Below are 25,117 nucleotides of genomic sequence, written 5' to 3' on the forward strand. Positions count from 1 at the left end.
TGCTATCGATTTATGTCATCAGGCTATTTACCGGCCGTTTGGGAGAACCTTGTTCGTATGATTCGCACGCTGCCCGCCCTTTTTGCCCTGCTGTTCACTGCGCCCTTGATGGCCGCGCCCGCGGGGCAACAGACATTGTTCAACTTCGTCCGGCCTGCCGATGTGGTCAAGGTGGCGACCCAGGACGCCAGCCTGCCGCAATACAACGCCGAACAAACCCCCGAAGGCGAGGTGTTGCGTCGCATCACCTTCAACCCGGCCGCCGAGCCGAGCCTGGTGCTCAGCCCACAGGCCGGTGCCTGGGACTGGTCGCAGTCCGGCGCCATGAGCCTGCGTATCCAGAGTGCCATGGACTGGGCGCTGACCCTCTACGTCAAGGTGCAGAGCAGCGATGGCAAGACCCTGGTCAGCCGCATCGACCTACCGGCCGGCCCCGCCCAGACCTTGCTGGTCCCGCTGCAAGCCAGCTCGCCGTTGAGCCAGGGCATGAAGGCCGGCCCGCCGATGCCGATCACCGTGGATGGCCAGCGCGTGTTGCTGGCCAGCAGTGCTGGCGAGATCGACCGTAGCCAGGTGGTCTCGGTGACCCTGTCGATGATCAAGCCCAACGCCGCGCAAAGCATCCTGCTGGAGCGCTTTGGTGTGCAGGACAGTGAGCCGGTGCTGAAGGCGGCCTACAGCGAACTGGTGGATACCTATGGTCAGTCCACCCGTGCGCGCTGGCCGGAAAAGGTCAGCAGCGACGAACAGCTCAAGGCGGCTGCGGCAAAGGAACAAACCCAACTGCAGGGCTGGCTGGCCGCGCGTGATAAATCCGCATTGGACACGTTCGGCGGCTGGAACAAAGGGCCGGCGTTCAAGGCCAGTGGCTTTTTCCGCACCGAAAAGCGCGACGGTCGCTGGTACCTGGTGACTCCGGAAGGCCATCCGTTCTATTCCCTGGGTGTCAATACCGTGGCCCCGGACAACAGCCAGACCTACGTGGCCGGTCGTGAGTGGATGTTCGCGGCGCTGCCAAAGGCCGGCGAACCCTTCGACAAGTACTACGGCAGCGGCGATAACCGCACCGGCAATGGTGCGGGCGAAGGTCGTGGCTTCGCTGCCGGGCGTTGGTTCGATTTCTACGGCGCCAACCTGCAGCGCACTTATGGCGGCGAAGGGTTCGACCAGAAACGCTGGGTGACCCATACCCTCGATCGCCTGCAAGCCTGGGGTTTCAACACCGTCGGCAACTGGAGCGACGGCGCGTTGGCCACTGCCGATCGAGTGCCGTACACCTTGCCGCTGTCGATCGTCGGCGACTACGCCAGTATCAGCACCGGCACCGACTGGTGGGGCGGCATGCCCGATCCGTTCGATCCGCGTTTCGCCATGGCGACCGAGCGCGCGGTGGCCATTGCCGCCCGCGACCACCGCGACGACCCCTGGCTGATCGGCTTCTTTGCCGACAACGAACTGGCCTGGGCCGGCCCCGGCGATGATCCGAAATCCCGCTACGCCCTGGCCTACGGCACCTTGCGCATGACCACAGACGTACCGGCCAAGCGCGCGTTTCTCAAGCAATTGCGTGACAAGTACCGCAACGAGCAAGGCCTGTCGAAAGCCTGGGGCATCGAGTTGGCGGGGTGGGAGCTGATGGAAGATCCGGGCTTCGAACCGCCGATGCCCAACCCTGAACACCCGGAAATCGAAGCTGACTTCAAATACTTCCAGAAGACCTTCGCCGATGCCTACTTCAAGACCATCTCCGACTCGCTGAAATGGCACGCCCCCAACCAACTGCTGCTGGGCGGGCGTTATGCGGTGAGTACGCCGGAGGCCGTGGCGTCGTGCGCGCAGTATTGCGATGTGCTGAGTTTCAACATGTACACGCTCAAACCCCAGGACGGCTATGACTTTGCCGCGCTTCGTGCACTGGACAAGCCGGTGTTGATCACTGAATTCAACTTCGGCTCTGCGGACCGTGGCCCGTTCTGGGGCGGCGTGACCCAGTTGGCCAGGGAAGAAGAGCGTGGCGTGGCATATGCCAACTTCCTCAAGCAAGCCATGGCCGAGCCGTCCATTGTCGGTGTGCATTGGTTCCAGTACCTGGACCAGCCGGTGACCGGCCGGTTGCTGGACGGTGAAAACGGCCACTTCGGCCTGGTGGGTATCACTGACGTACCGTTCCAGGGGTTTGTCGACAGTGTGCGTAAAAGCAACCTGGCGGCGGTGGATCAACTGGGCAAGGAAGCGGAAAAGGCCAAGGCCGCCAGCACGGTTCATGAAAGCGAAGGCAGCAAACCTGGACGTGAGGGCAAAGGCCCGGGGCAGGGCGCCGGACACGCCGGTGGGCATTCGGGAAATGGTCATTGATTCATTGTTGACGGGTTCACAAATCCCACAATGGCTGGAACAATGTCGGCCACTTTTTACGGTGTTTTCCTAGGGGGCTTAGGTGCAGGTTCAGGGTCATTACGAGCTCCAGTTCGAAGCGGTGCGTGAAGGGTTCGCCGCGTTGTTCGATGACCCGCAGGAGCGTGGCGCCGGGCTCTGCATCCAGGTCGGCGGCGAAACCGTCGTTGACCTGTGGGCCGGTACCGCCGACAAGGACGGTACCGAGGCCTGGCACAGCGACACCATCGTTAACCTGTTTTCCTGCACCAAGACCTTCACCGCTGTCACGGCCCTGCAACTGGTGGCCGAGGGCAAGTTGCAATTGGACGCGCCAGTGGCCAGGTACTGGCCTGAGTTCGCTGCTGCCGGCAAGGAAAACATTACGCTGCGCCAGTTGCTCTGCCATCAGGCCGGGTTGCCGGCCATCCGCGAGATGCTGCCCACCGAAGCCTTGTACGACTGGCAATTGATGGTCGACACCCTGGCAGCCGAAGCCCCCTGGTGGACGCCGGGCCAGGGCCATGGCTACGAGGCGATCACCTACGGTTGGCTGGTCGGCGAATTGCTGCGCCGCGCCGATGGGCGTGGGCCGGGTGAGTCCATTGTGGCGCGGGTGGCACGGCCGCTGGGGCTGGACTTCCACGTGGGCCTGGCCGACGAAGAGTTTTATCGTGTTGCACATATAGCGCGCAGCAAAGGCAATATGGGCGATGAAGCCGCGCAGCGTTTACTGCAAGTAATGATGCGCGAGCCCACCGCGATGACGACGCGGGCATTTGCCAACCCACCGTCTATTCTCACCAGTACTAATAAACCTGAATGGCGACGCATGCAGCAGCCGGCGGCAAATGGTCACGGTAATGCGCGTAGTCTGGCGGGTTTTTATAGTGGTTTGTTGGACGGTAGTTTGCTGGAAGCCGACATGCTCGAAGAATTGACCCGTGAACACAGTATCGGGCCGGATAAAACATTATTGACACAAACCCGCTTCGGGCTGGGCTGCATGTTGGATCAACCACAGTTGCCCAATGCTACATTTGGCCTTGGCGCCCGTGCGTTCGGGCATCCAGGCGCCGGCGGCTCGGTGGGTTTTGCCGATCCTGAGCATGATGTAGCGTTTGGTTTCGTGACTAATACATTGGGGCCTTATGTACTTATGGACCCGCGGGCACAGAAGTTGGTCGGAATATTGGCCGGTTGTCTGTAAACCCCTTGCTGTTTCACATTTTTTTGTTACAAAGGCAACTATAAGAAGGCGCTGAACGAAATGATGTAACTTTAATGTTCTGTAAGCGTCTGTTTAACGGGTCATCGAGACCCCCGTTTCTTTTCTCATTTTGTGGATATCTCATGTTATCGAACAAGTCCTTGGCACTGGCGCTTTGCCTCACTATTACCGGTTGCGCACAAACTCCACAAAATGATGCCGAGGGTGGGCATTGGTGGTCATTTGGATCGGATAAGGCCACGACCAAGGACGCAGTGACCCAAACCGACGCCAAGCCGGATGCCAAGCCCGCTGCCGGCGCCAAGCCTGCCGCACCTGTAGCCGCTGCTGCTGCGCCTGTCGCCTCCGCGCCAGCGCCGGCCGCCAAGGCTGAGACCGGTTCCAGCTGGTGGCCGTTCTCCTCCAAGAGCGCCGACGAGAAGGCCGCTGATGCCAAGGCTGACCTGAAAGCCGACCTCAAGGCCGCGACCCCGGCTCCAGATGCCGCGCCTGCCGTCGCCAAGACCGACAGCGAAACCCACTGGTGGTGGCCGTTCGAAAGCAAACCCAAGCCATTGGCCAAGGTCGACGTGACCAATGTGCCGATGCCTGACCCGAAAATCACCCAGGCCTGGTTGGACGACTATGAGCCGCGCCTGCGCGCCGCCATCAAGGACAGCAACCTGCAGCTGGAACGTCGCGATAACGTACTCGTGGTGATTGCTCCGGTAGACGGCTCCTACAACCCGAAACGCCCGGCGATGCTGCTGCCGGTTACCCTGGGGCCGTTCACTCGCGTCGCCAAGGCGGTTGAAGCCGATCCAAAAACCGCTGTGCTGGTGCTGGGCCACGTGGATGCCACCGGTACCGCGCCTGCCAGCCAGGCGTTGACCAAGGAGCGTGCGCAGTCCATCGCCTCGATCTTCAGCCTCAGCGGCCTGAAACAGGACCGCCTGATGCTGCGTGGCATGGGTGACCTGATGCCACGTGCCGCCAACGACAGCACCCAGGGCCGCGCGCTGAACCGCCGCATGGAAATCATGTTCACCCAGCGCACGACCATGCTGGCGCTGTTGAGCAAGTATCAATCGGGCAAGACCCCGCCTGTAGCCGAAATGGTTGCGGTGCAGAACGTTCCAGCCCCGGCCCCGGCCGCCAAGACCCCGGCTAAAAAGGCACCCGCAGCTAAAAAGGCGGCTGCCAAGCCCGCGGCTAAAAAAGCCCCGGCCAAGCCCGCTGCGAAGAAACCGGCCCCGGCCAAAGCCAAGGCTGCTGCACCGGCTGCGAATGACCAGGCGAAAAACTGATCCGCTGAACCACAAGGATAAAGCCGCATGACCCAGGCACTGGCCGATATGCGCCGTGACTACACACGGGACGGTTTGAGCGAGGCCCAGGCCCCGAACGAGCCGTTTGCCTTGTTCCACCAGTGGTTTGCCGATGCGGTGAAAACCGAGCAGCCACCGGTGGAAGCCAATGCCATGACCCTGGCTACGGTCGACCAGGACGGTCGCCCGCACTGCCGCATCCTGCTGCTCAAGGGCCTGGATGCGCAGGGCTTTACCTTCTTCACCAACTATCAGAGCGCCAAGGGCGAACAGCTCGCGGCGCGGCCGTTTGCGGCCATGACGTTCTTCTGGCCGACCCTGGAGCGCCAGGTGCGTATTGAAGGGCGGGTGGTCAAGGTCACGCCTGAGGAGTCCGACGCTTATTATCAGGTCCGCCCCCTGGGCAGTCGTTTAGGCGCCTGGGCCTCCCCGCAGAGCCAGGTCATTCGTGACCGTGAAGAACTGCAGGACCTGCTCAAGGCCACCGAACAGCGTTTCAGCGATACCCAGCCCGACTGCCCCGAGCATTGGGGTGGCTATCGCCTGCTGCCGGAGCGCATCGAGTTCTGGCAAGGCCGCGCCAGCCGCCTGCATGACCGCCTGAACTACCGCCTGCAAGGGACCGAATGGACCCGCGAGCGCCTGGCGCCCTGAGCGGCACCTTTCGTCACCCCACTGGAATGATATCGATCACACCGAAGTCTCTGTTGAAGAGGCTTCGGCTGTGTAGTGCTGTGCGGCGTTCTTTAGCCACTGCGGCAACTCGCTTCGCTTGATCTTCGAGATCCGTGCCTGCTCCAGTTGTTGCAGCATAAAGGCACGCTTGTGCAGGTCGTCGCCTGCGAGGGACAGTGCCAGGTCGCGGTCTATCCAGCGTCTGATCCGCAGGTACAGCCAGCCGTGGAAGTACAGGCCGGCGACGGTAGTGACTACAATGATGAAATAGTCCATGAAGTTCCTGGTTACGATGAGAGTGCTACCGTTGGTCGGTATTTTGGCTACGGGCAGTCTGTACTGAGGCTGAATGAAAGCAATTTCCTGCCGGGCTTGTCGTGACAGGCGTCAAGCTGCAGCGTCTAATGAATACCTGTCCTTTGGAGTTGATGCTATGCGTAAGTCCGTTTTACTGGTTGCCTGCTTTACCACGCTGTCGTTGCTGCTGGGTGGCTGCGCCTCGAGTCTGACCGGCGACTCGTACTCCCGTGACGAAGCGCGTCGTGTACAGACCGTTCGCATGGGCACCATTGAATCCCTGCGTCCGGTAAAAATCGAAGGCACCAAGACCCCAATCGGCGGCGCTGCCGGCGCGGTCATCGGTGGTGTTGGCGGCAGCGCCATCGGCGGTGGCCGTGGCAGTATCGTGACTGCCGTGATCGGCGCCGTTGCCGGCGGCCTGCTGGGCTCGGCTACCGAAGAGGGCCTGACCCGCACCCAGGGCGTGGAAATCACCGTTCGCGAAGACGACGGCAGCATGCGCGCCTACGTGCAAGCCGTGCAGGAAAATGAAATCTTCCGCATCGGTGATCGCGTCCGCATCATGACCGTTGATGGCACTAGCCGCGTTACTCGCTGACCGGTAAGCAGCAGGCAAAAGAAAACCCAACCGGGTGACCGGTTGGGGTTTTTTATGGGCTGCGTTTCAGTCGGCTCAGGCTTTTTTGCGACTCGCCATCGCCGTCACCCCATACCCAATACACGCTGCGAGTATCGACCCGGTCAGGATCCCCATTCGATCCTCCCCGGCAAACTCACTGGCACCCGGCACAAACGCCAGGGAGCCGACGAACAGGCTCATGGTGAAGCCGATGCCACACAGGATCGCCACGCCGATGACCTGGCCCCAGTTGGCGCCGCTGGGCAGCGCGGCAAGGCCGGTCTTGATGGCCAGCCAGGTGAGGCCGAACACGCCGACGGTCTTGCCGATCAGCAGGCCGGCGGCAATGCCCATGGGCACGTGGTGGGTGAAGCTTTCCAGGCTGACCCCGGTGAGTGACACCCCGGCGTTGGCGAAGGCGAACAGCGGCAGGATGCCGTAGGCCACCCACGGATGCAGGGCGTGTTCCAGCGTCAGCAGCGGCGAGGGCTCGGCATTCCTGGTGCGCATCGGGATGCAGAACGCCAGGGTCACGCCGGCCAGGGTGGCGTGCACGCCGCTCTTGAGTACGCACACCCACAGGATCAGGCCGATGATCAGGTAGGGACCGAGCTTGATCACGCCCAGGCGGTTCATTGCAATCAAGGCGACCAGGCAGGCGCCCGCGCCGGCCAGGGCTGCACCGGACAGGTCGGCGGAATAGAACACGGCAATAACAATGATCGCGCCCAGGTCGTCGATGATGGCCAGGGTCATCAGGAACAGCTTCAACGATACCGGCACCCGTTTGCCCAGCAATGCCAGGACGCCCAACGCGAAGGCGATGTCGGTGGCCATCGGGATTGCCCAGCCGGAGAGGGCGGCGGGGTAGTCCTTGTTGATTGCCCAGTAGATCAGCGCCGGCACCACCATGCCGCCGATGGCGGCTGCGCCGGGCAGCACCACTTGCGAAGGCTTGGACAGGTGGCCGTCAAGCAGCTCGCGCTTGACCTCCAGGCCGATCAGCAGGAAGAACAGGGCCATCAGGCCATCGTTGATCCACAGCAGCGCGGGCTTGGCGATTTGCAGTGCGCCAATCTGGGCCACCACCGGCACGTCGAGAAACGCGCCATACAGGTGCGACAACGGAGAGTTGTTGATGATCAGCGCCAAGGCGGCAGCGGCGATCAACAACAGGCCGCTGGCGGCTTCCAGCTGGAAGAAACGGGTAAAAGTGCTACGCAGAGGCAAGGGATGCTCTCCAATCCAGGTTCAATAGGTGGGTACCCTAACCCGTACCGTTAGTTGTTAAAACAAAAGTTATATTCTTATTTGTTATAAGGGATGGGGTAGGGTGGCGTAGCGCCAAAGCCTAGCAATTGTGTGTCCAATTGAGTCGTCACTGTATCTGTGTGCAGTGTAGGAAACATCCTAAGATCGGTGCTGAAATCCTTAGAGTTCTTCCTTATGAGCGACCACCGTCCCTGGGCCCGCGAAGCCATTCGCATCATCGAAGCGGACTTCCAACGCAGTGCTGACACGCATCTGATTCCGTTACCGCTGCCGGGCCTGCCGGGCATCGAATTGTACTTCAAGGATGAATCCAGCCACCCCACCGGCAGCCTGAAGCATCGGCTGGCCCGTTCGCTGTTCTTGTACGCGCTGTGCAATGGCTGGCTCAAGCCGGGCGCACCGGTCATTGAAGCATCCAGCGGCTCGACGGCGATTTCCGAAGCGTATTTTGCCCGGCTGCTCGGGGTGCCGTTCATTGCGGTGATGCCCGCCACGACATCCCAGGAAAAGATCGCGCAGATTGCCTTCTACGGCGGCAAAAGCCATCTGGTACAGGATCCCACGCAGATCTACGCCGAGTCCGAACGCCTGGCCCAGGAAAGCGGCGGTCATTTCATGGATCAGTTCACTTATGCCGAGCGTGCCACCGACTGGCGGGCGAACAACAACATCGCCGAGTCGATCTTCCAGCAGATGCGCTTTGAGCGGCACCCGGAACCGAGCTGGTTGATTTCCAGCCCCGGTACCGGCGGCACCACTGCCACGCTGGGTCGCTATGTGCGTTATCGCCAGCACTGTACCCGCGTGTTGTGTGCCGACGCCGAGCGCTCGGTGTTTTTCGATTTCTACCAGAGCGGTGACGCCAGCCTGCGTCTGGACTGTGGTTCGCGGATCGAAGGCATTGGCCGGCCACGGGTCGAGGCGTCGTTTCTGCCTAAGGTGATTGATGCGATGGTCAAGGTGCCGGATGCGCTGTCGCTGGCGGCCATGCATTACCTGGCTGAGCGCCTGGGGCGGCGAGTCGGCGGTTCCAGCGGGACCAACCTGATTGGCGCATTAATGGCGGCGCAGCAGATGAAAGCGGCAGGGGAGTCAGGTTCGATCGTGGCGATCTTGTGTGATGGGGGCGAGCGGTATGCAACGACCTATTACGACCAGGCGTGGTTGGCGGGGCAGGGCTATGCGCTCGAGGGGTTGATCACGGCCGTGGCCGCCAGTGTGGAGCAGGGTGAACCATTGCCCGCCAGCATCCTGCGCGCGAATATCTGACCCGATGCAAACCAAATGAGGGAGGGGGCAAGCCGCCTCCCACATTTAATTTGCGCTGTTCTCAGGCCTCGATACCCAACATATCCCGTGCCAACGCCTCGGCAATCCGAATCCCGTCGACACCGGCCGACAGAATCCCGCCCGCATACCCAGCGCCTTCACCGGCCGGGAACAGGCCTTTCACGTTCAGGCTCTGCATCGATTCGTCACGGGTAATCCGCAGCGGTGACGAGGTGCGCGTCTCGATCCCCGTCAGCACGGCATCGTGCAGCGAGTAGCCCTTGATCTGCTTCTCGAACGCCGGCAGTGCTTCGCGGATCGCTTCGATGGCGAAGTCCGGCAAGGCCAGGGCCAGGTCGCCCAGGGCCACCCCTGGCTTGTAGGACGGTTCCACACTGCCGATGGCCGTGGATGGCTTACCGGCGATAAAGTCGCCGACCAACTGTGCCGGAGCCTCGTAGTTGCTGCCGCCGAGGATGTAGGCGTGGGACTCCAGGCGCTCCTGCAACTCGATACCCGCCAGCGGGCCGCCAGGGTAATCCACTTCCGGCGTGATGCCGACGACGATGCCGGAGTTGGCATTGCGCTCGTTACGCGAGTACTGGCTCATGCCGTTGGTCACCACGCGGTTCGGCTCGGAGGTCGCTGCCACCACGGTGCCACCCGGGCACATGCAGAAGCTGTAGACCGAACGGCCGTTCTTGGCGTGGTGCACCAGCTTGTAGTCGGCGGCGCCCAGCTTCGGGTGCCCGGCATATTTGCCCAGGCGCGCGGCGTCGATCAGCGATTGCGGGTGTTCGATCCGGAACCCCACCGAGAACGGTTTGGCTTCCATGTAGACGCCACGGCCATGGAGCATGCGGAAGGTGTCGCGGGCGCTGTGGCCGAGGGCCAGGATCACATGTTTGGAGAGGATCTGCTCACCACCGTCGATGACCACGCCATTCAACTGGCCGTCTTCGATCAGCACGTCGGTCACCCGTTGCTCGAAACGCACTTCACCGCCCAGGGCGATGATCTGCTCGCGCATGTTTTCTACCACGCCGGTCAGGCGGAAGGTACCGATGTGGGGCTTGCTGACGTAGAGGATTTCTTCCGGCGCGCCGGCCTTGACGAACTCGTGCAGGACTTTGCGGCCGTGGAATTTCGGGTCCTTGATCTGACTGTAGAGCTTGCCGTCGGAGAAGGTCCCGGCGCCGCCTTCACCGAACTGCACGTTGGACTCGGGGTTGAGCACGCTTTTGCGCCACAGGCCCCAGGTGTCCTTGGTGCGCTGGCGTACTTCCTTGCCGCGTTCGAGGATGATCGGCCTGAAACCCATCTGCGCCAGCAACAGCCCGGCGAAGATACCGCACGGGCCAAAACCGACGACCACAGGCCGTTCGACCAAGCCTGCCGGGGCCTGGCCCACGACCGTGTAGCTGACGTCCGGCGCCGGGTTGACGTTGCGGTCATCGGCAAACTTGAGCAGCAGGGCGGCCTCACCCTTCACATTGAGGTCGATGGTGTAGATGAAGCACAGCTCCGACGACTTTTTGCGCGCGTCGTAGCTGCGTTTGAACAGGGTGAAATCGAGCAGGTCATCACTGGCGATGCCCAGGCGCTGCACGATGGCAGGCCGCAGGTCTTGTTCGGGATGGTCGATGGGCAGCTTGAGTTCGGTGATTCGTAACATGACGGGATCCGGTAGGCGGCGGACAAAGAGGCCGGCTGTTTTGCAAACCGGCGATTATAAGCCCCAATGGCGGTTTTCCGTCAGGTTAAAACAGCGCAGCGCTGAATCAGTCGTCCCGGGAACCACCAAACGCCGCGCAACCGCGCTGTACCTGGCCGTTGACGCGCAATTCCGCCGTCATGTGTTGCAGGCTGCCGCTGACGCTGTCGATGCAGCGCTGGGGCGCGACCCACAGTTCGATGTGCTGGTTGTTGGCTTCGGTCATCAGGTTGAAGCGGCCGTCGCCGATCTGCTCTTCGACATAAGGCACCGCCAGTGGCGGCTGGCCTTCACGCTCGAGCACCATGCCCTTGGCGGTGACGTTCATGGCCCAGGCTGGCTTGTGGCCGTTGGCCCGCAGGGTCATGCGCTTGAAGTCCGGGTCGGTGCAGGCAGAGGTCGAGCGCTCTACGCGGTAGAGTTGTTGCAGGTCGACGCTGCCCTGGGGGCCGCTGGCGACGCCCGAGAACTTGCCACGCAAATCGGCAAACAATGCCCCTTGCTGGCCGGCCAGGGACGCCGCTTCCTGCAGGATGCTGGTGCCACTGGTGTCGTTGACGACATAGTTGCGTTTATCGTCGCACGGCTGGAACAGCAGCTTGCTACCTACCGCCGTGAGTTCGCCCTGCATGCGGGTCAACCCGGCGGTAGACGGCTTGGTCGGCTCGTTTTCGAACATCTGGCAAGCGGCTAACACAGGAAGCAAGGCAAACAGGGCGAGGTTACGGGCGGCACGCATGATCGGGTCTCCAGACAAGTGCCGCCACGTTACGCAGGCTGGCGTTGCATCACAACCCCGCAGCCCTGCTTCAGGCAATTCTTACAATGGTTACATTCAGCCAACAATAAATGTCTGGCCGGTCTGTAAGCCCTCCACGCTTTTTGCATAGGCCAATGCCACATCGGCCCCCGGAACCGGTTTATAGCCACGGAAGTACGGTGCGTAGCTGCCCATGGCCTCCACCAGCACGGTCGGGCTCACGGAGTTGATGCGCAGCCCCCGTGGCAATTCGATTGCCGCGGCTTTGATAAACGCGTCGAGTGCGCCATTGACCAGCGCAGCCGAAGCGCCAGTACGGATCGGGTCACGGTTGAGAATGCCACTGGTGAAGGTGAACGACGCGCCGTCGTTGGCATACTCGCGGCCGATCAACAGCAGGTTGACCTGGCCCATCAGCTTGTCACGCAGGCCCAGTTCAAAGTCGCTTTCGCCCATATCCCCCAGCGCCACGAAATTCACGTTGCCTGCAGTGCAGACAAGTGCATCGAATTTGCCGGTCTGCTCGAACAGGTTGCGGATCGAGGTGCTGTCGCTGATATCCACCTGGAAGTCGCCGCTGCTGCGGCCAATGCTGGTCACCTCGTGACGCTGGGCCAGTTCGGCCTTGACTGCCGAGCCGACGGTGCCACTGGCGCCAATCAATAGGATTTTCATGGGGCTGTCCCTCCAGGAGTAAGTGAAGGTTCAGTCTAGAGTGGCTTTTTAAGCGGATAAACGTGCTAATAGGCAACCTTTGGTTTTCAAATGGAAACAGTCCGTGAGCGAGATGGATGACCTGGCGGCCTTTGCCGTACTGATCGAAGCCGGCAGTTTTACCGTGGCGGCCGAGCAACTGGGCTGCAGCAAGGGCCAGTTGTCCAAGCGCATCAGCCATTTGGAAGCGCAGTTCAGCGTGGTCTTGCTGCACCGCACCACACGCAGGCTCAGCCTGACCGCCGCCGGTGCGGCGCTGTTGCCCCAGGCGCAAGCGCTGGTGTTGCAGGTGGATCGCGCCCGACAGGCATTGGCGCGTCTCAAGGACGATTTGGCCGGGCCTGTGCGTATGACGGTTCCGGTTTCATTAGGGGAAACCTTCTTCGATGGTTTGTTGCTGGAGTTTTCCAAGCAGTATCCCCAGGTGCAGATCGAGCTGGAGCTCAACAACAGCTACCGAGACCTGGCGCGAGACGGCTTTGACCTGGGGGTGCGTTCGGGGGTGATTGAAAACGAGCGTCTGGTGGCCAGGCCGCTGCTGGCCTGGCACGAGATGACCTGCGCCAGTCCCGCTTACCTGGAGCAACATGGCGAACCCCTGACCCCTGGGGATCTTGCGGCGCACAGCTGTTTACTCAACAGCCACTACAGCGGTCGCGAGGAATGGCTTTATCACCAGCAGCACGAGTTGTTGCGGGTGAGGGTGAGCGGCACCTTTGCCTCCAACCATTACAACTTGCTGAAGAAGGCCGCCCTGGTAGGGGCCGGAATCGCCCGCTTGCCGTCCTACGTGCTGCCCACGGAATTGGCTGACGGCCGATTGCGTTGGCTCCTGCGTGATTACCAGACGCGGAGTATGCCGATGTACCTGGTCCATCCTTATCAAGGCGGCCTGCCGAGACGTACCCAAGTATTGGCCGACTACCTGGTGGACTGGTTCAAGCGCAGCGGCGAGGCGCTGGATCGGCTTTAACGGTAGCGGCGCGCAATCAGGTGATCGATAGACAGGCTGCCCGGGCCTTTGGCGACTAAAAGCAACAGCAGCGCCATCCAGGTGCCGTGGGTGGGGTAGGCGTCCGGGTAGACGAACAACTGAATGACCAGGGTCATCCCGATCAAGGCCAGGGCTGAGAAGCGCGTGGCCAGGCCCACCAGGATCAGCACCGGGAAAAAGTGCTCGGCAAACGCCGCCATGTGCGCGGCGACTTCCGGCGACAGCAATGGCACGTGGTATTCACTGCGAAACAGCGGCAATGTCGAGGCGGCGAGTTTGGGGGTACCGAGTTCGAACGTGCCGTTGATCAGGTCAATGGCAAGGCCTTCGACCTTGGTTTGCCCGGACTTCCAGAACACCGCCGCTATGGAGAAGCGCGCAATAAACGCGATCAGGCTGTAAGGGATTTTCTCGAAAAGCGCGATGGCCTGCTTGATCAGGCACGAAGCGGAAGTGTTCATGGCGATACCTGTTGTTCTGGGAGCAGATGAGTGAGTGCGTCGTGGTTGATCAGCAGCGTGAGGCATTGGTGCAGGTCGAATTCGGCGCTGGCCTCGAGGGCATTTGCGACGGCCATTTCCAGCGCCGAGCCGCGTTTCAGGCTATTGATAAAGGCGACCGAGCCGCCGTCGATGGCGAAGACCTTGACGCTCAACCCTTGGCGCAACACCAGCGCGCTCTGGGCATGCCAGGGATCCAGGGTGGCCAGGGCGCCCTCGGTCTGGTGTGCCGCCCATACTGCAACCACTGCGTAGGCGGAATTCAATGTGCCAACGGACGGGTGCAGTTGCAGATGCAGCGCCCCCGGCTTCGTGTGGGCTTGCAGTTGCTGCAGAACGGCTTGCGGATCCACCACGGCTGTATCCGCTGCGTGATAAGCGCGAACCCGCAAGCGTTCCAACCGGGCGACATCGGCCAGGTAGGGCACGCTGGCGGCCGGTTCAAAACCTTGGATAAAGTCGGCGAATGTGCCGCCGTACTCGCTGATCAGCGGGCTGGCGGGCGGGTAGGCCTGGACGAAAATGCCGGCCATGGCGCGGAAAAATTCATCGCCGACCAATTGCGCGGTTACGGGGTATGCGGTTGCCAGCGCATTGATCAACGAGTTGTGAACATTGTTGCGATACACCGCAAAACGACTGGCCGGGTCGGCCCCGTTGCTGCTGAACAGGCCGTCGGGGCAAGGTTGGCCGGGCGCCAGCAAGGCGCTGGAAAAGGCGTCGTGAAGGCTCATGGGTGGACCTGCGATAAGTACCGTTCAGCCTGCTGGGCTTCTGCCCATAGCACGCTGAAGGCCGGTACTTGGTTGTCGCGCTCGATCAGGGTTGCGACCGGGCCCGTCAGCGCGAGTACGTGTTCGTACAGCAGCCACACCGCGTTATCGATGGGCGCGCCGTGGTCATCGATCAGCAGGCGATCGCCCAGGCTGTCGGTGTCTTCGGCGAAGCCGGCCAGATGAATCTCACCCACGGCGTGCAATGGTAGGGCGTGGATGTAGGCCAGTGGGTCGCGCTGGTGGTTGATGCACGACACGTAGACGTTGTTCACGTCCAGCAGCAGGCCGCAGCCGGTGCGGCGGATGATCTCGCTGATGAAATCGGTCTCGTCCAGGGTCGAGCGCTGGAACTGCAGGTAGGTCGATGGATTCTCCAGCAGCATCGGCCGCTTGAGGGTGCACTGTACTTGGTCGACGTGCTCGCAAACTCGACTCAAGGTGGTGGCGTCATAAGCCAGGGGCAGCAGGTCGTTGAGAAACACCGGGCCGTGGCTGGACCAGGCCAGGTGTTCGGAAAATGAGTGGGGTTGGTAGCGTTCGATCAATGCGGCCAAGCGCCCCAGGTGCTCACGGTTGAGCGGGCCTTCGCCACCGATGGACAGGCCCACGCCGTGCAACGACAGGGGGTAACGTTCGCGAATCAACCCCAGGTAGTGATGAAACGGGCCGCCGGCCACCATGTAGTTTTCGGCGTGCACTTCAAAAAAACCGATGTCGGGCGAAGTATCGAGCACTTCCTTGAAGTGCTCGTGCTTCAGCCCCAGCCCGGTCCGATAGGGGAGCCCGGGCATCTGAATAGGTGAGACTGTGGGCAGGAGTGAAAGCGTCATCATCCGTACTCAGGCCAGGCAGGGGTCAGGACTTGGCGGTGAAGGCGGCTTCCTGGCCGAAGCCGGTCGGCGAGGTGGAGCTTGGGGTTTGGGTGCAGGTGCCGGCCGGTACCAGTTTCCAGGCGTTGGCCTGATCCTTGGTCTTCGAGGTGCCGGCGCAGGACGTGCCGGCACCGGCGGCGCAATCGTTCTTGCCGGCTTCAGCGACGCCGAAGCACTTCTGCATGTCGTCGGCAGCGTGGGCGCTGGTGGTCAGGGCGGATAGGCTCAAGGCCGAACTCAGGGCGAGGACGAGGCTAGCGGCGGACAGTTTGGTGGTCATGGTGGATCTCCAGCAGTAGGTTGAGGAGCGGGCTTGAATGCCTGCTTGCACCACTAGAGGCGGGAGGGGGGTGTTCGTTACAAGGCCAGACGAAATAATTTCAAACAATGCAAAAAAATGTGGGAGGGAGCTTGCTCCCTCCCACATGAGACCCGGCTTATCCAGCCACCGTCTCTTAGCCGCCCAGGTACGCCTCACGCACCTTCGGATCGGTCAGCAGCTGCTCGCCAGTGCCCTGCATCACCACCCGGCCGTTTTCCAGCACGTAGGCGCGGTCAGCGATTTTCAGCGCCTGGTTGGCGTTCTGCTCCACCAGGAACACCGTTACACCGTCCTTGCGCAGTTGTTCGATGATGTCGAAGATCTGCTGGATGATGATCGGTGCCAGGCCCAGTGAGGGTTCGTCCAACAGCAACAGCTTGGGCTTGCTCATCAGCGCCCGGCCGATGGCGAGCATTTGCTGCTCGCCGCCGGACATGGTGCCGCCGCGCTGGCTGAAGCGCTCCTTGAGGCGAGGGAACAGGTGCAGCACCTTGTCCATCTGCTCCTGGTAGTCGCCCTTGTCGGTGAAGAACCCGCCCATGGCCAGGTTTTCTTCCACGGTCAGGCGCGAGAACACCCGCCGGCCTTCCGGCACCACGGCAATGCTCTTGCGCATGATGTGCGACGACTGCTGGCCCACCAGCTCTTCACCCATATAGCGGATGCTGCCGCTGTGGGCCTGCGGCGAGCCGCACAAGGTCATCAGCAAGGTCGACTTGCCGGCGCCGTTGGCACCGATCAGCGTGACGATCTCACCCTGGCGCACTTCGACGTTGACGCTGTGCAGGGCCTGGATCTTGCCGTAGAAAGTGGAAACGTTTTCGAATTGCAGCATTTTACGCTTCCCCCAGATAGGCTTTGATCACTTCAGGATTGTCGCGGATCTGCTCCGGCGTCCCGTCCGCCAGCGGCGTGCCCTGGTTGATCACTACGATATGGTCGGAAATGCTCATGACCAGTTTCATGTCGTGTTCGATCAACAGCACCGTGGCGTTGTTTTCCTCACGCAACACGCCGATCAGCGCCTTGAGGTCTTCGGTTTCCTTGGGGTTCAGGCCGGCGGCCGGTTCGTCGAGCATCAGGATCCGCGGACGGGTCATCATGCAGCGAGCGATTTCCAGGCGACGTTGCTGACCATAGGCCAGGGTGCCGGCGGGGCGGTTGGCGAACTCGGTGAGGTTGACCTTGTCCAGCCAGTACGCAGCGTATTCCATGGCCTCGCGCTCGCTCTTGCGGAACGCCGGGGTCTTGAACAGGCCCGCAAAGAAGTTGGTGTTCAGGTGACGGTGCTGGGCGATCAGCAGGTTCTCGACCGCCGTCATGTCCTTGAACAGCCGTACGTTCTGGAAGGTGCGCACCACGCCCTTGCGGGCAATCTCGTGGCCGGCCAGGCCCTGGATCGGCTGGCCGTCCAGCAGGATGCTGCCGCCACTCGGCTTGTAGAAACCGGTGAGGCAGTTGAACACCGTGGTCTTGCCGGCGCCGTTGGGGCCGATCAGCGCAACCACCTGTTTCTCTTTCACGGTCAGGGCGACGCCGTTGACCGCCAGCAAGCCGCCGAAGCGCATGCTCAAGTTTTCGACTTTCAGGATCTCGCGGCTCATTTGCGCAGCTCCATGTGTGGACGTTGCATGGGCAGCAGGCCTTGAGGTCGCCAGATCATCATCAGCACCATCATGGCGCCGAACATCAACATGCGGTATTCGCTGAACTCACGCATCATTTCCGGCAGCAGGATCATCACGATCGCCGCCAGGATCACGCCCAGCTGCGAGCCCATGCCACCCAACACCACGATGGCGAGGATGATCGCCGACTCGATGAAGGTGAACGACTCCGGGGTCACCAGGCCTTGGCGAGCGGCGAAGAAGCTGCCGGCAAAACCGGCGAACGCGGCACCCAGGGTGAAGGCGGAGAGCTTGATGATGGTCGGGTTCAGGCCCAGGGCACGGCAGGCGATTTCATCTTCGCGCAACGCTTCCCAGGCACGGCCGATCGGCATGCGCAGCAAGCGGTTGATCACGAACAGTGCCGCCAGCGCCAGCAACAGCGCCACCAGGTACAGGAACACCACTTTGCTCACCGGGTTGTAGTCGATCCCGAAGTACTCGTGGAACGTCTGCATGCCTTCGGCAGCGGTGCGGTCGAACGACAGCCCGAAGAACGTCGGCTTGGGGATGCTGCTGATGCCGTTGGGGCCACCGGTGATGTCGGTCAGGTTACGCAGGAACAGACGGATGATTTCCCCGAAGCCCAGGGTCACGATGGCCAGGTAGTCACCACGCAGGCGCAATACCGGGAAGCCCAGCAGGAAGCCGAACGTGGCCGCCGCCATGCCGGCCAGCGGCAGGCAGATCCAGAAGCTCCAGCCCAGGTAGTGCGACAGCAGCGCGTAGGTGTAGGCACCCACGGCGTAGAAGCCCACATAACCCAGGTCGAGCAGGCCGGCCAGGCCCACTACGATGTTCAGGCCCAGGCCCAGCAACACGTAGATCAGGATCAGGGTGGCAATGTCGACCGCACCGCGCGAGCCGAAGAACGGCCAGATCAACGCGGCCACGATCAGGCCGATGATGATGTAGCGCTGGGTGCGTGGCAGGGTCAGGAATTGGCTGACCTTGGGCGAGACCAGCGGGCCACGGTTGCGCTTGAACAGTGCGCCGACCTGCTGGGTGAACAGCACGCGCAGGAACATCAGCACCGAACACAGGGCGATGATGGTCAGCGTCACGGGGCCGGTACCATGCACTTCCAGGTTGATGCCGACAATGCTCAGCTTGAGACCGAGTACCGGGAAGGCCACCGCCCACACCAGCAAGGCGCTGAAAAACGCCGATTTAAGATATCTGCTCATACTTTCTCAACCTCCGGACGGCCCAGGATGCCGGTCGGACGGAACAACAGCACCAGGACCAACAGGCCGAACGCGACGACGTCCTTGTATTGGTCGCCGAAAATATCGGCACCAAACGCCTCGGCCACCCCCAGCACCAGGCCGCCGAGCATTGCGCCCGGAATACTGCCGATGCCGCCCAATACCGCTGCGGTAAAGGCCTTGAGGCCTACCAGGAACCCGGCGTTGGGGTTGATCACGCCGTACTGCATGCTCAGCAGTACGGCCGCGACGGCTGCCAGTGCGGCACCGATCACGAAGGTCAGGGCGATGATGTTGTTGGTATTGATGCCCAACAGGTTGGCCATCTTGATGTCTTCGGCGCAGGCCCGGCAGGCGCGCCCCAGACGGGAGCGGGAGATGAACAGGGTCAGGCCCAGCATGGCCACCAGGGTGACGACGAAGACCAGGATCTGCATGTAGGAAATCAACACTTCTTCCGCACCGCCCGGACCGAAGGAGAAGCTCCCCGGGATCAGGTTGGGGATGGATTTATCCTTGGAGTCCTGGGACAGCAATACGGTGTTCTGCAGGAAAATCGACATGCCGATGGCGGAAATCAGCGGGATCAAACGGTTGCTGCCACGCAAGGGACGGTAGGCAACGCGCTCGATACTGTAGCCATAGGCACTGGTTACGACGATCGACGCCAGGAACGCGGCGGTCATCAACAGCGGCAGGGAGTGGATACCCATCATGGCCAGCCCGGCAAGGGCAATGAAGGCCACGTAGGAACCAATCATGTATACCTCGCCATGGGCGAAGTTGATCATTCCAATGATGCCGTAAACCATTGTGTAGCCAATGGCTATCAAGGCATAGGTGCTGCCAATGGTCAGCCCATTAACCAGCTGTTGGAAAAAATGATAGATCTCAGGCATTACAGCGCTCCTAAAAACCCGATACGCATTTCACTGGTGGAGTCATGTTCCGGCCCCGTGCTGTGTTCTGTGAGCACATTTGCACAAAGCGTTTGCCAGCGAACCGCTGGTGACGGTTTTAAGATTTTCAGGTGAGCCAGCGCCCGGATCGCGGGTGACAGGCCCATAAACCTCGTAAAACAAAGCCCACTGCTCTCACAGTGGGCTTGTTGGACCAGTAACGCCTGGCTTACTGAGGGGAAACTTCGGTTTTTGGTTTGCCGAAGTGCCATTCGTAGACCACGAACTTGAAGTCCTTCAGGTCGCCCTTGGCGTCGAAGCTCAGCTCGCCGGTAGGGGTCTTGAAGGTGCCCGCGTGAATGGCTTCGGCCACTTTGGCGGTGTCTTCGCTCTTGGCGGCCTTGATGCCGCCGGCGATGACTTCAATGGCCGAGTAGGCCGGGAACACGAACGGACCGGTTGGGTCCTGCTTGTTCTTGGCGAACTCTTCAACGATGGCTTTGTTGGCCGGGTCGGTATCGAAGGATTTCGGCAGGGTTACCAGCAGGCCTTCGGAAGCGCCCTGGGCGATTTGCGAGATGGAGTCGTTGCCGACGCCTTCCGGGCCCATGAACTTGGCGTTCAGGCCTTTTTCCTTGGCTTGGCGCAGGATCAGGCCCAGCTCCGGGTGGTAGCCGCCGTAGTAGACGAAATCGACGTTGGCTTGCTTGAGCTTCTGGATGATCGAGGAGAAGTCTTTGTCGCCGGCGTTCAGGCCTTCGAAGACGGCAACCTTGGTGCCTTTCTTCTCGAGAGTCTGCTTGACGGCGGTGGCGATGCCTTCACCGTATTGCTGCTTGTCGTGCAGGACGGCAACGATTTTCGGCTTCACGTGGTCGGCGATGTAGTTGCCGGCCGCCGGGCCCTGGGCGCTGTCCAGGCCGATGGTGCGGAAGATCAGCTTGTAGCCACGGGCGGTGATTTCCGGGCTGGTGGCTGCCGGGGTAATCATGATCACGCCTTCGTCTTCATAAATGTCGGACGCTGGCTGAGTGGAGCTGGAGCAGAGGTGACCGACCACGAACTTGACGCCGTCGTTGACCACTTTGTTGGCCACGGCCACGGCTTGTTTAGGATCGCAGGCGTCGTCGTATTCCTTGGCTTCGAGCATTTTGCCGTCGACGCCGCCCTTGGCGTTGATGTCGGCGATGGCCTGCTTGGCACCCATGAATTGCATGTCGCCGTATTGCGTTACAGGACCAGTCTTCGGACCGGCGATGCCGATCTTGATGGTGTCGGCTGCGAACGAATGGCCGGCAACCCCAGCCAGGACCATAGCGGCAAACAGTTTGGAAATCTGCTTAGTAGCCTTATTCATAGTGCTCCACTCTTACTGTTGTATTTTTTATAGTTCTAGCGGCCTTGTGAGCTGCAGAACCGGATCGGATATCTCGGATATCCCCCCGGCAGTGCCCTGGCAACTGTACCGGTACAGTGTAGAGCGCCGGTTGATCGCTTGAAAAGCTGGCTGCCGGGGGCAAACCCCGGGGGTGTCGCTTAAATGAAAGAAAAAGACAGAATTGCGGCGGGGGTAATGCCTGACTCTCGCGCATTCCTTGGCTTTCCTGACACTTTCAATCGATAACGCATTTGCAACTGGGTTTTTCTGCCTGAAGCGTGACGTTATGATTGCGCCGATTTTTTCTTCAGGTGAACTCCCATGACGCAAGAACCTAGCACCCTCTATGCCAAGCTGCTCGGTGAAACCGCCGAAATCTCCTGGAAAGAGCTTGAACCGTTCTTTGCCAAAGGTGCCCTATTGTGGGTCGACCCATGCCTGGATTTGATCGAAGCCGCCGAGGGAATGGCCGAGGACAATCGCGACAAAGTCGCTGCCTGGCTGGCCGCGGGCAGCCTTGGCGAAGTGTCTGCACCGCGGGCATTGGACCTGGTTGAACGCGACCCGAGCTTGTGGGCGGTGGTGGTTTCGCCGTGGATACTGATCCAGGAAAGGGCGGCGTGATAAAGGGTTGCACTGAAAAGGTGCGTTATTTTCCGTTTTAAAAGTGTGTAGCTGAGTAACCGCTGTTGCCGTGATGGCATCTTGCCGTGAAGAAAGGTCACAGCGCTGGGTGACGCGCACGTCATGGGAACAGTTTTCTCGCCGTTGAATAGGCCGGAGAATTGTTTCTCAGTGTGAATAAAAGGGTGGTGCCTGTCAGATCGCGGCGTAGGAAACGGCGAATTCCGGTAAAGTTCGCCGCTTGTCACCCGGAGCTAGTCATGCCGTCAGCGCTGTCCCCCTTAGCGAAGCCTTCGCACCAACTGCTTTACCTTATCTACGGTCGCCAGGACGTTTATCGGCGCGAAGCCAAGTTCAGCATCCTCACCGCCCTGTCCCAACTCAAACCGGGCGAGTCGCTGTGCATCCGGGTCATGACCGATCGGCCTCAGGACTACATGGGCTGGCCGGTTGAAACCATCGCCCTGGACGAGCAGACCCTGGCCCAATGGCAGGGTGAAAACGGTTACCCTCATCGCCGCAAGGCCTGCGCGATCGCCCAAGGGCTTATGCGGGCGGACAAGACCCTCTTCGTTGACACCGACACGCTGTTCCTCAAGTCCCCCCATCGTGTGTTCGAACTGATAGAGCCGGGCCAGTATGTGATGGACGGCTTCGAATACGACTGGAGCTATGTCTGCAAGCGCCCTGACTATCTCAAGTTGGGCGAGCACCTGCAGGCCCATGGCATCTCTGCGGATAACAGCTTCAAGCTCTATAACAGTGGTCTGTGCGGCGTGCGTGCCAGCGATGCGCCGCTGCTCGAAGCCTCTATCCGCCTGATCGACGAGTGGACGCGGAACTCGTTCGATATTCACACCATCGAGCAAATCGCGATTTCCTTCGCGATGCGCGACCAAAAGGTGCGCGAGGCGCATAAATTCGTTCATCACTACTTCGCCGATAAGCGCTTCTTCCATGCCATGCAAGCGCACTTCTTCACCCTTCACGGTGAGGCATTCGGCCCCGAGCTGGTCGCGCGATGCAGGGATGTGCCGCGAGTCAAGCCGGTGCCCTCGCCCTGGCAGCGGCTGCGCATCAAGTGGAAGCTGCGCAATCAGCGCAAGCACCTGAAAAAGGTCGGTCGTGACTTGCTCTACGGCAGTTCGGCGCCTGCGCATCCGTACTACGACGTGTGCCGACACGGGTGGTGGGAATCGGCTTCGCGGGAGATTCGTGGCTGGGATGAGGCGGAGCAGAAGCGGTTCTTCGGCGCAAAAAATTCCGGCTGGCCGAAGCATTTGCCCCGGCCTGCAAGACGCGCCGACGAAAAGACCATCATCGCGTTCCTGCGCCAACGCATGACGCACTGAGGTTGCAACGGCGCCAGGCGGCGCCGTCACACTGGGCTAGGCGGTCTTGCCGGTGTGGTTATTCAACGAAATAACCTTGGTCTTGCCGATGCGGTGACGGTAGATCTCGCGCAAGTACTTGATCGCCTTCTTCACGCAATCCCGTGACAGGCGAATGTCATTGATCGACACGAACTTCTCTTTGTCGTTGATCAACTCGCGGTACTTCTTCTCATACATCGGCTTGATCGCGTACCAGTTGGTATCGAGGATCTTCGCCGGGTTTTCAAACTCGTTGAGCAACTCGTCGATGCGGTCTTCGTCGAAGTCCTCGTGGATGATGAAATCCAGGATCGAGTTGTCCAGGGTGTCGTCGAAGCGGTACGGGTTGCGTGCAAAGCAACGCTTGATAAAGGCCACGATCAGCGTTAGGAAGTCATCCGACAGGCACGGGCTCTTGGCGATCAGGGTGGTCAGCGACAGGTTGGCGGACGCGCCGATTACCAGGGCATAGCGCTTGAGGGTGGTGTTGGGGAACAGGCTGTTGAGGTGAGTCTTGAGCCGGTTCAGGTCCATGTAGGACAGCTTGTAGTCCTTGGGCAGCGAGACGATCGACACCACCGACGAGCAGTTCTTGAAAAAGTGCAGGTCATGCAGCGCCGCCGCATCGTAGCCGGAGTTCTTGTATTGCTCCAGGGACGCCTTGTAGCGCTTGGACTCGATCGGCAACAGGCTGATGCCTTCGATGGCCTGGGTGACCTTGTTGAAATGCGGCAGGTCGATGGAGCGGAAGAACAGGTCGTCGATGTTCAGGCGCTGGGGCTCTTTCTCGAAGACTTTGAACTTGTCATTGGACGGCGCCGGGGTTTCCGGTACTACGGATTCGGCGTAGGCAATCGCCACCGGCCCGGCCAGGCTCATGAACAGGTCATTGGCGTCCAGGCGGATGGTTTCGCCGATGTCGATGCCGGCGCGACGGAAGTAGTTCTGGTCGTAGTCGGTGGTCACGGCCTGGGCGGTGAGGATGTTGAAGATCTGCTGGGAGATGTACTGGTTGGCGTGTTTTTCCATGGCATTGACGTCAATGTTCTGGATATTGCCGTCATCGCTCTCTTCGGCGTAGCGCATGATGTCGTTGGAGATCAGCATCATCGCGTTCCACGGCCGGATACGCCCCTTTACGCTGGCTTCGCTGCTGTCTTCATTGTCGAAGTTGTATGAGAAGTCCCATTCTTCCGACAGGTACTTGCACAGCAAGCGTCCGGCGTTGATGTGCAGCGCCTCGGACATTTCGCTGCGGTGGTCGGAGATGTTCGGCAGCACGCAAATACCGCTGGTGAAGATCGGTTCGAACACGAAGGCGTGGCCGCTTTTGCTGTCGTGCTCGTCGGCGGGCTTGGTGTCGAACGTCTTGTTCATGTACGAATGCTGCTGCGCCAGGCCGAATTCCGAGGCCATGCCCGAACCGGTACCGCCGCCGGCGCTGAAGATCGAGAAGTACAGGCGCGACTGGTTGGCCTTGATGCCGCAGGAGTCGATCAGGTACGAGTGGATCATCTTCCAGTCGGGGCTGGAAAAGCGCTGGGTGTCTTTGTTCAGGATGATCTTGGCCAGGTACTGGCCGAGGATCGGCGCGTTACCGGCGCCACCGGCATGGACTTCGGAGAGGTCCATGATTTTCATCTTGCTGTAGTCGCGCAGGAAGCCGCTTTTTTCGCCCTTGCGCGAGAAACGGATACGCCCGGCGATGTCCTTGTCCAGGTCGCCGAGCATCACCAGCGGTTCCACCAGGAACACCGGCTTGCTGGCCTTGCCGCCGCCCAGGCGCAGGTTGTTGCGAATCCACTGGGCCGGGCTGTAGCCCTTATCCAAGGATTTGTCTTCGGTGCTGAATTCGTTGAGGTAGAACTTGCGCGCGTTGTACACCAGCTCCGCCACGTCCAGCGCGATGTTCGAACCGCAGCGGCCCAGGCCGATCAGGCAGACCGAGGGGAATTCCTGCTCGCTGTGCTGCTCGCTGTCGCCTTCCAGGTGAGGCGGGCGCGGGAACACCATGTCGCGCAGGCCGTCGAGGTTATCGAGGATGCGGTCGGTATTGGTTTCGGTGAAGTACAGGTATTGCTGGGTGGCCAGCGGGCGGGCGGTGCTCAATGACTTTGAACCTGAGGGCTTGTCCGCAGGAGCTGGGAGCAACACATCGGATACCACGGTGGCTGGGTTATTTTTAGAAGTCATTGTGCGCCATGTGCCTGGGAGGATGGCTGAAAAGTATCAAATGGCCATCACGGAATGGGAGTTCGCGACTTTACAGT

The 25,117-nt window shown here is 60.8% G+C and carries 24 protein-coding genes; 9 read left to right on the plus strand and 15 right to left on the minus strand.

Going from position 1 to position 25,117, the window contains the following annotated elements:
- Positions 1-57 precede the first annotated feature (57 nt).
- From C8K58_RS16995 to pdxH, 4 genes are all read left to right on the plus strand, one after another.
- On the plus strand, positions 58-2,355 hold the full coding sequence (locus C8K58_RS16995; protein ID WP_098480256.1) for a beta-galactosidase: 2,298 nt from the start codon (positions 58-60) through the stop codon (positions 2,353-2,355).
- Between the two features lie 82 nt (positions 2,356-2,437).
- On the plus strand, positions 2,438-3,583 hold the full coding sequence (locus C8K58_RS17000; RefSeq protein ID WP_092356472.1) for a serine hydrolase domain-containing protein: 1,146 nt from the start codon (positions 2,438-2,440) through the stop codon (positions 3,581-3,583).
- Between the two features lie 143 nt (positions 3,584-3,726).
- Positions 3,727-4,890, plus strand: a complete 1,164-nt coding sequence (locus tag C8K58_RS17005) for an OmpA family protein (RefSeq protein ID WP_108573960.1) — start codon at positions 3,727-3,729, stop codon at positions 4,888-4,890.
- A gap of 27 nt (positions 4,891-4,917) precedes the next feature.
- On the plus strand, positions 4,918-5,565 hold the full coding sequence (gene pdxH / locus C8K58_RS17010; protein ID WP_027604436.1) for a pyridoxamine 5'-phosphate oxidase: 648 nt from the start codon (positions 4,918-4,920) through the stop codon (positions 5,563-5,565).
- A 36-nt stretch (positions 5,566-5,601) separates the two neighbouring features.
- On the opposite strand, the gene C8K58_RS17015 is transcribed toward pdxH, so the two are convergent.
- Positions 5,602-5,862, minus strand: a complete 261-nt coding sequence (locus C8K58_RS17015; protein ID WP_027604435.1) for a hypothetical protein — start codon at positions 5,860-5,862, stop codon at positions 5,602-5,604.
- A 157-nt stretch (positions 5,863-6,019) separates the two neighbouring features.
- On the opposite strand from C8K58_RS17015, the gene C8K58_RS17020 reads away from it, so the two are divergent.
- Positions 6,020-6,484 (plus strand): glycine zipper 2TM domain-containing protein, encoded by a 465-nt coding sequence (locus tag C8K58_RS17020; RefSeq protein ID WP_003189251.1) that lies wholly within the window; start codon positions 6,020-6,022, stop codon positions 6,482-6,484.
- A gap of 75 nt (positions 6,485-6,559) precedes the next feature.
- Here C8K58_RS17020 and nhaA read toward each other — a convergent pair whose 3' ends face one another.
- Positions 6,560-7,735 carry a Na+/H+ antiporter NhaA gene (gene nhaA, locus C8K58_RS17025; protein WP_108573961.1) on the minus strand — a complete coding sequence of 392 codons (1,176 nt, stop codon included), beginning with the start codon at positions 7,733-7,735 and terminating at the stop codon, positions 6,560-6,562.
- A gap of 216 nt (positions 7,736-7,951) precedes the next feature.
- On the opposite strand from nhaA, the gene C8K58_RS17030 reads away from it, so the two are divergent.
- Entirely contained in the window at positions 7,952-9,046 is a 1,095-nt protein-coding gene (locus C8K58_RS17030) for a PLP-dependent cysteine synthase family protein (protein WP_108573962.1), read from the plus strand.
- 61 nt (positions 9,047-9,107) lie between these two features.
- On the opposite strand, the gene C8K58_RS17035 is transcribed toward C8K58_RS17030, so the two are convergent.
- The 3 genes from C8K58_RS17035 to C8K58_RS17045 all read right to left on the minus strand — a co-directional run bounded on the left by C8K58_RS17035 (position 9,108) and on the right by C8K58_RS17045 (position 12,195).
- Positions 9,108-10,721 carry an NAD(P)/FAD-dependent oxidoreductase gene (locus C8K58_RS17035; protein ID WP_027604432.1) on the minus strand — a complete coding sequence of 538 codons (1,614 nt, stop codon included), beginning with the start codon at positions 10,719-10,721 and terminating at the stop codon, positions 9,108-9,110.
- 106 nt (positions 10,722-10,827) lie between these two features.
- Positions 10,828-11,499: a COG3650 family protein gene (locus C8K58_RS17040; protein ID WP_027604431.1), complete on the minus strand. Its 672-nt coding sequence runs from the start codon at positions 11,497-11,499 to the stop codon at positions 10,828-10,830.
- A 96-nt stretch (positions 11,500-11,595) separates the two neighbouring features.
- A complete protein-coding gene (locus C8K58_RS17045; protein ID WP_027604430.1) occupies positions 11,596-12,195 on the minus strand; it encodes a short chain dehydrogenase in 600 nt (199 codons plus the stop codon).
- A 103-nt stretch (positions 12,196-12,298) separates the two neighbouring features.
- Between C8K58_RS17045 and C8K58_RS17050 the strand changes: the two genes are divergently transcribed.
- Positions 12,299-13,207 (plus strand): LysR family transcriptional regulator, encoded by a 909-nt coding sequence (locus C8K58_RS17050; protein ID WP_108573963.1) that lies wholly within the window; start codon positions 12,299-12,301, stop codon positions 13,205-13,207.
- Here the strand turns inward: C8K58_RS17050 and C8K58_RS17055 are convergent.
- From C8K58_RS17055 to C8K58_RS17095, 9 genes are all read right to left on the minus strand, one after another.
- Positions 13,204-13,689: a DoxX family protein gene (locus tag C8K58_RS17055; RefSeq protein WP_108573964.1), complete on the minus strand. Its 486-nt coding sequence runs from the start codon at positions 13,687-13,689 to the stop codon at positions 13,204-13,206. The two genes, C8K58_RS17050 and C8K58_RS17055, sit on opposite strands and share 4 nt — an antisense overlap.
- Positions 13,686-14,462 carry a DNA-binding domain-containing protein gene (locus C8K58_RS17060; protein WP_108573965.1) on the minus strand — a complete coding sequence of 259 codons (777 nt, stop codon included), beginning with the start codon at positions 14,460-14,462 and terminating at the stop codon, positions 13,686-13,688. Before C8K58_RS17060 ends, C8K58_RS17055 begins: the two co-directional genes overlap by 4 nt.
- The gene (locus tag C8K58_RS17065) at positions 14,459-15,337 is read right to left on the minus strand and encodes a DUF692 domain-containing protein (protein WP_108573966.1); all 879 of its coding nucleotides are present in this window, start codon (positions 15,335-15,337) and stop codon (positions 14,459-14,461) included. The genes C8K58_RS17060 and C8K58_RS17065 overlap by 4 nt, the downstream gene beginning before the upstream one ends.
- A 22-nt stretch (positions 15,338-15,359) precedes the next feature.
- On the minus strand, positions 15,360-15,656 hold the full coding sequence (locus tag C8K58_RS17070; protein ID WP_092356485.1) for a DUF2282 domain-containing protein: 297 nt from the start codon (positions 15,654-15,656) through the stop codon (positions 15,360-15,362).
- A 175-nt stretch (positions 15,657-15,831) separates the two neighbouring features.
- Positions 15,832-16,533: an ABC transporter ATP-binding protein gene (locus C8K58_RS33120; protein ID WP_017844798.1), complete on the minus strand. Its 702-nt coding sequence runs from the start codon at positions 16,531-16,533 to the stop codon at positions 15,832-15,834.
- Position 16,534: 1 nt separating this feature from the next.
- Positions 16,535-17,302 (minus strand): high-affinity branched-chain amino acid ABC transporter ATP-binding protein LivG, encoded by a 768-nt coding sequence (gene livG / locus C8K58_RS17080; protein ID WP_027604424.1) that lies wholly within the window; start codon positions 17,300-17,302, stop codon positions 16,535-16,537.
- Positions 17,299-18,552: a high-affinity branched-chain amino acid ABC transporter permease LivM gene (locus C8K58_RS17085; protein WP_027604423.1), complete on the minus strand. Its 1,254-nt coding sequence runs from the start codon at positions 18,550-18,552 to the stop codon at positions 17,299-17,301. Before C8K58_RS17085 ends, livG begins: the two co-directional genes overlap by 4 nt.
- Entirely contained in the window at positions 18,549-19,472 is a 924-nt protein-coding gene (livH, locus tag C8K58_RS17090) for a high-affinity branched-chain amino acid ABC transporter permease LivH (protein ID WP_003172375.1), read from the minus strand. The genes C8K58_RS17085 and livH overlap by 4 nt, the downstream gene beginning before the upstream one ends.
- A 229-nt stretch (positions 19,473-19,701) precedes the next feature.
- On the minus strand, positions 19,702-20,829 hold the full coding sequence (locus C8K58_RS17095; RefSeq protein ID WP_027604422.1) for a branched-chain amino acid ABC transporter substrate-binding protein: 1,128 nt from the start codon (positions 20,827-20,829) through the stop codon (positions 19,702-19,704).
- A gap of 342 nt (positions 20,830-21,171) precedes the next feature.
- Between C8K58_RS17095 and C8K58_RS17100 the strand changes: the two genes are divergently transcribed.
- Both C8K58_RS17100 and C8K58_RS17105 read left to right on the plus strand, forming a co-directional pair.
- On the plus strand, positions 21,172-21,474 hold the full coding sequence (locus tag C8K58_RS17100) for a DUF2288 domain-containing protein (RefSeq protein ID WP_098480252.1): 303 nt from the start codon (positions 21,172-21,174) through the stop codon (positions 21,472-21,474).
- A gap of 260 nt (positions 21,475-21,734) precedes the next feature.
- Complete coding sequence (locus C8K58_RS17105; RefSeq protein WP_098480251.1) at positions 21,735-22,826, plus strand: hypothetical protein; 1,092 nt, start codon at positions 21,735-21,737, stop codon at positions 22,824-22,826.
- Between the two features lie 36 nt (positions 22,827-22,862).
- On the opposite strand, the gene C8K58_RS17110 is transcribed toward C8K58_RS17105, so the two are convergent.
- Positions 22,863-25,040: a hypothetical protein gene (locus C8K58_RS17110; RefSeq protein ID WP_027604419.1), complete on the minus strand. Its 2,178-nt coding sequence runs from the start codon at positions 25,038-25,040 to the stop codon at positions 22,863-22,865.
- Positions 25,041-25,117: the final 77 nt, after the last annotated feature.

This window comes from Pseudomonas sp. GV047 (genome assembly GCF_003058245.1).
Classification (GTDB): domain Bacteria; phylum Pseudomonadota; class Gammaproteobacteria; order Pseudomonadales; family Pseudomonadaceae; genus Aquipseudomonas; species Aquipseudomonas marginalis.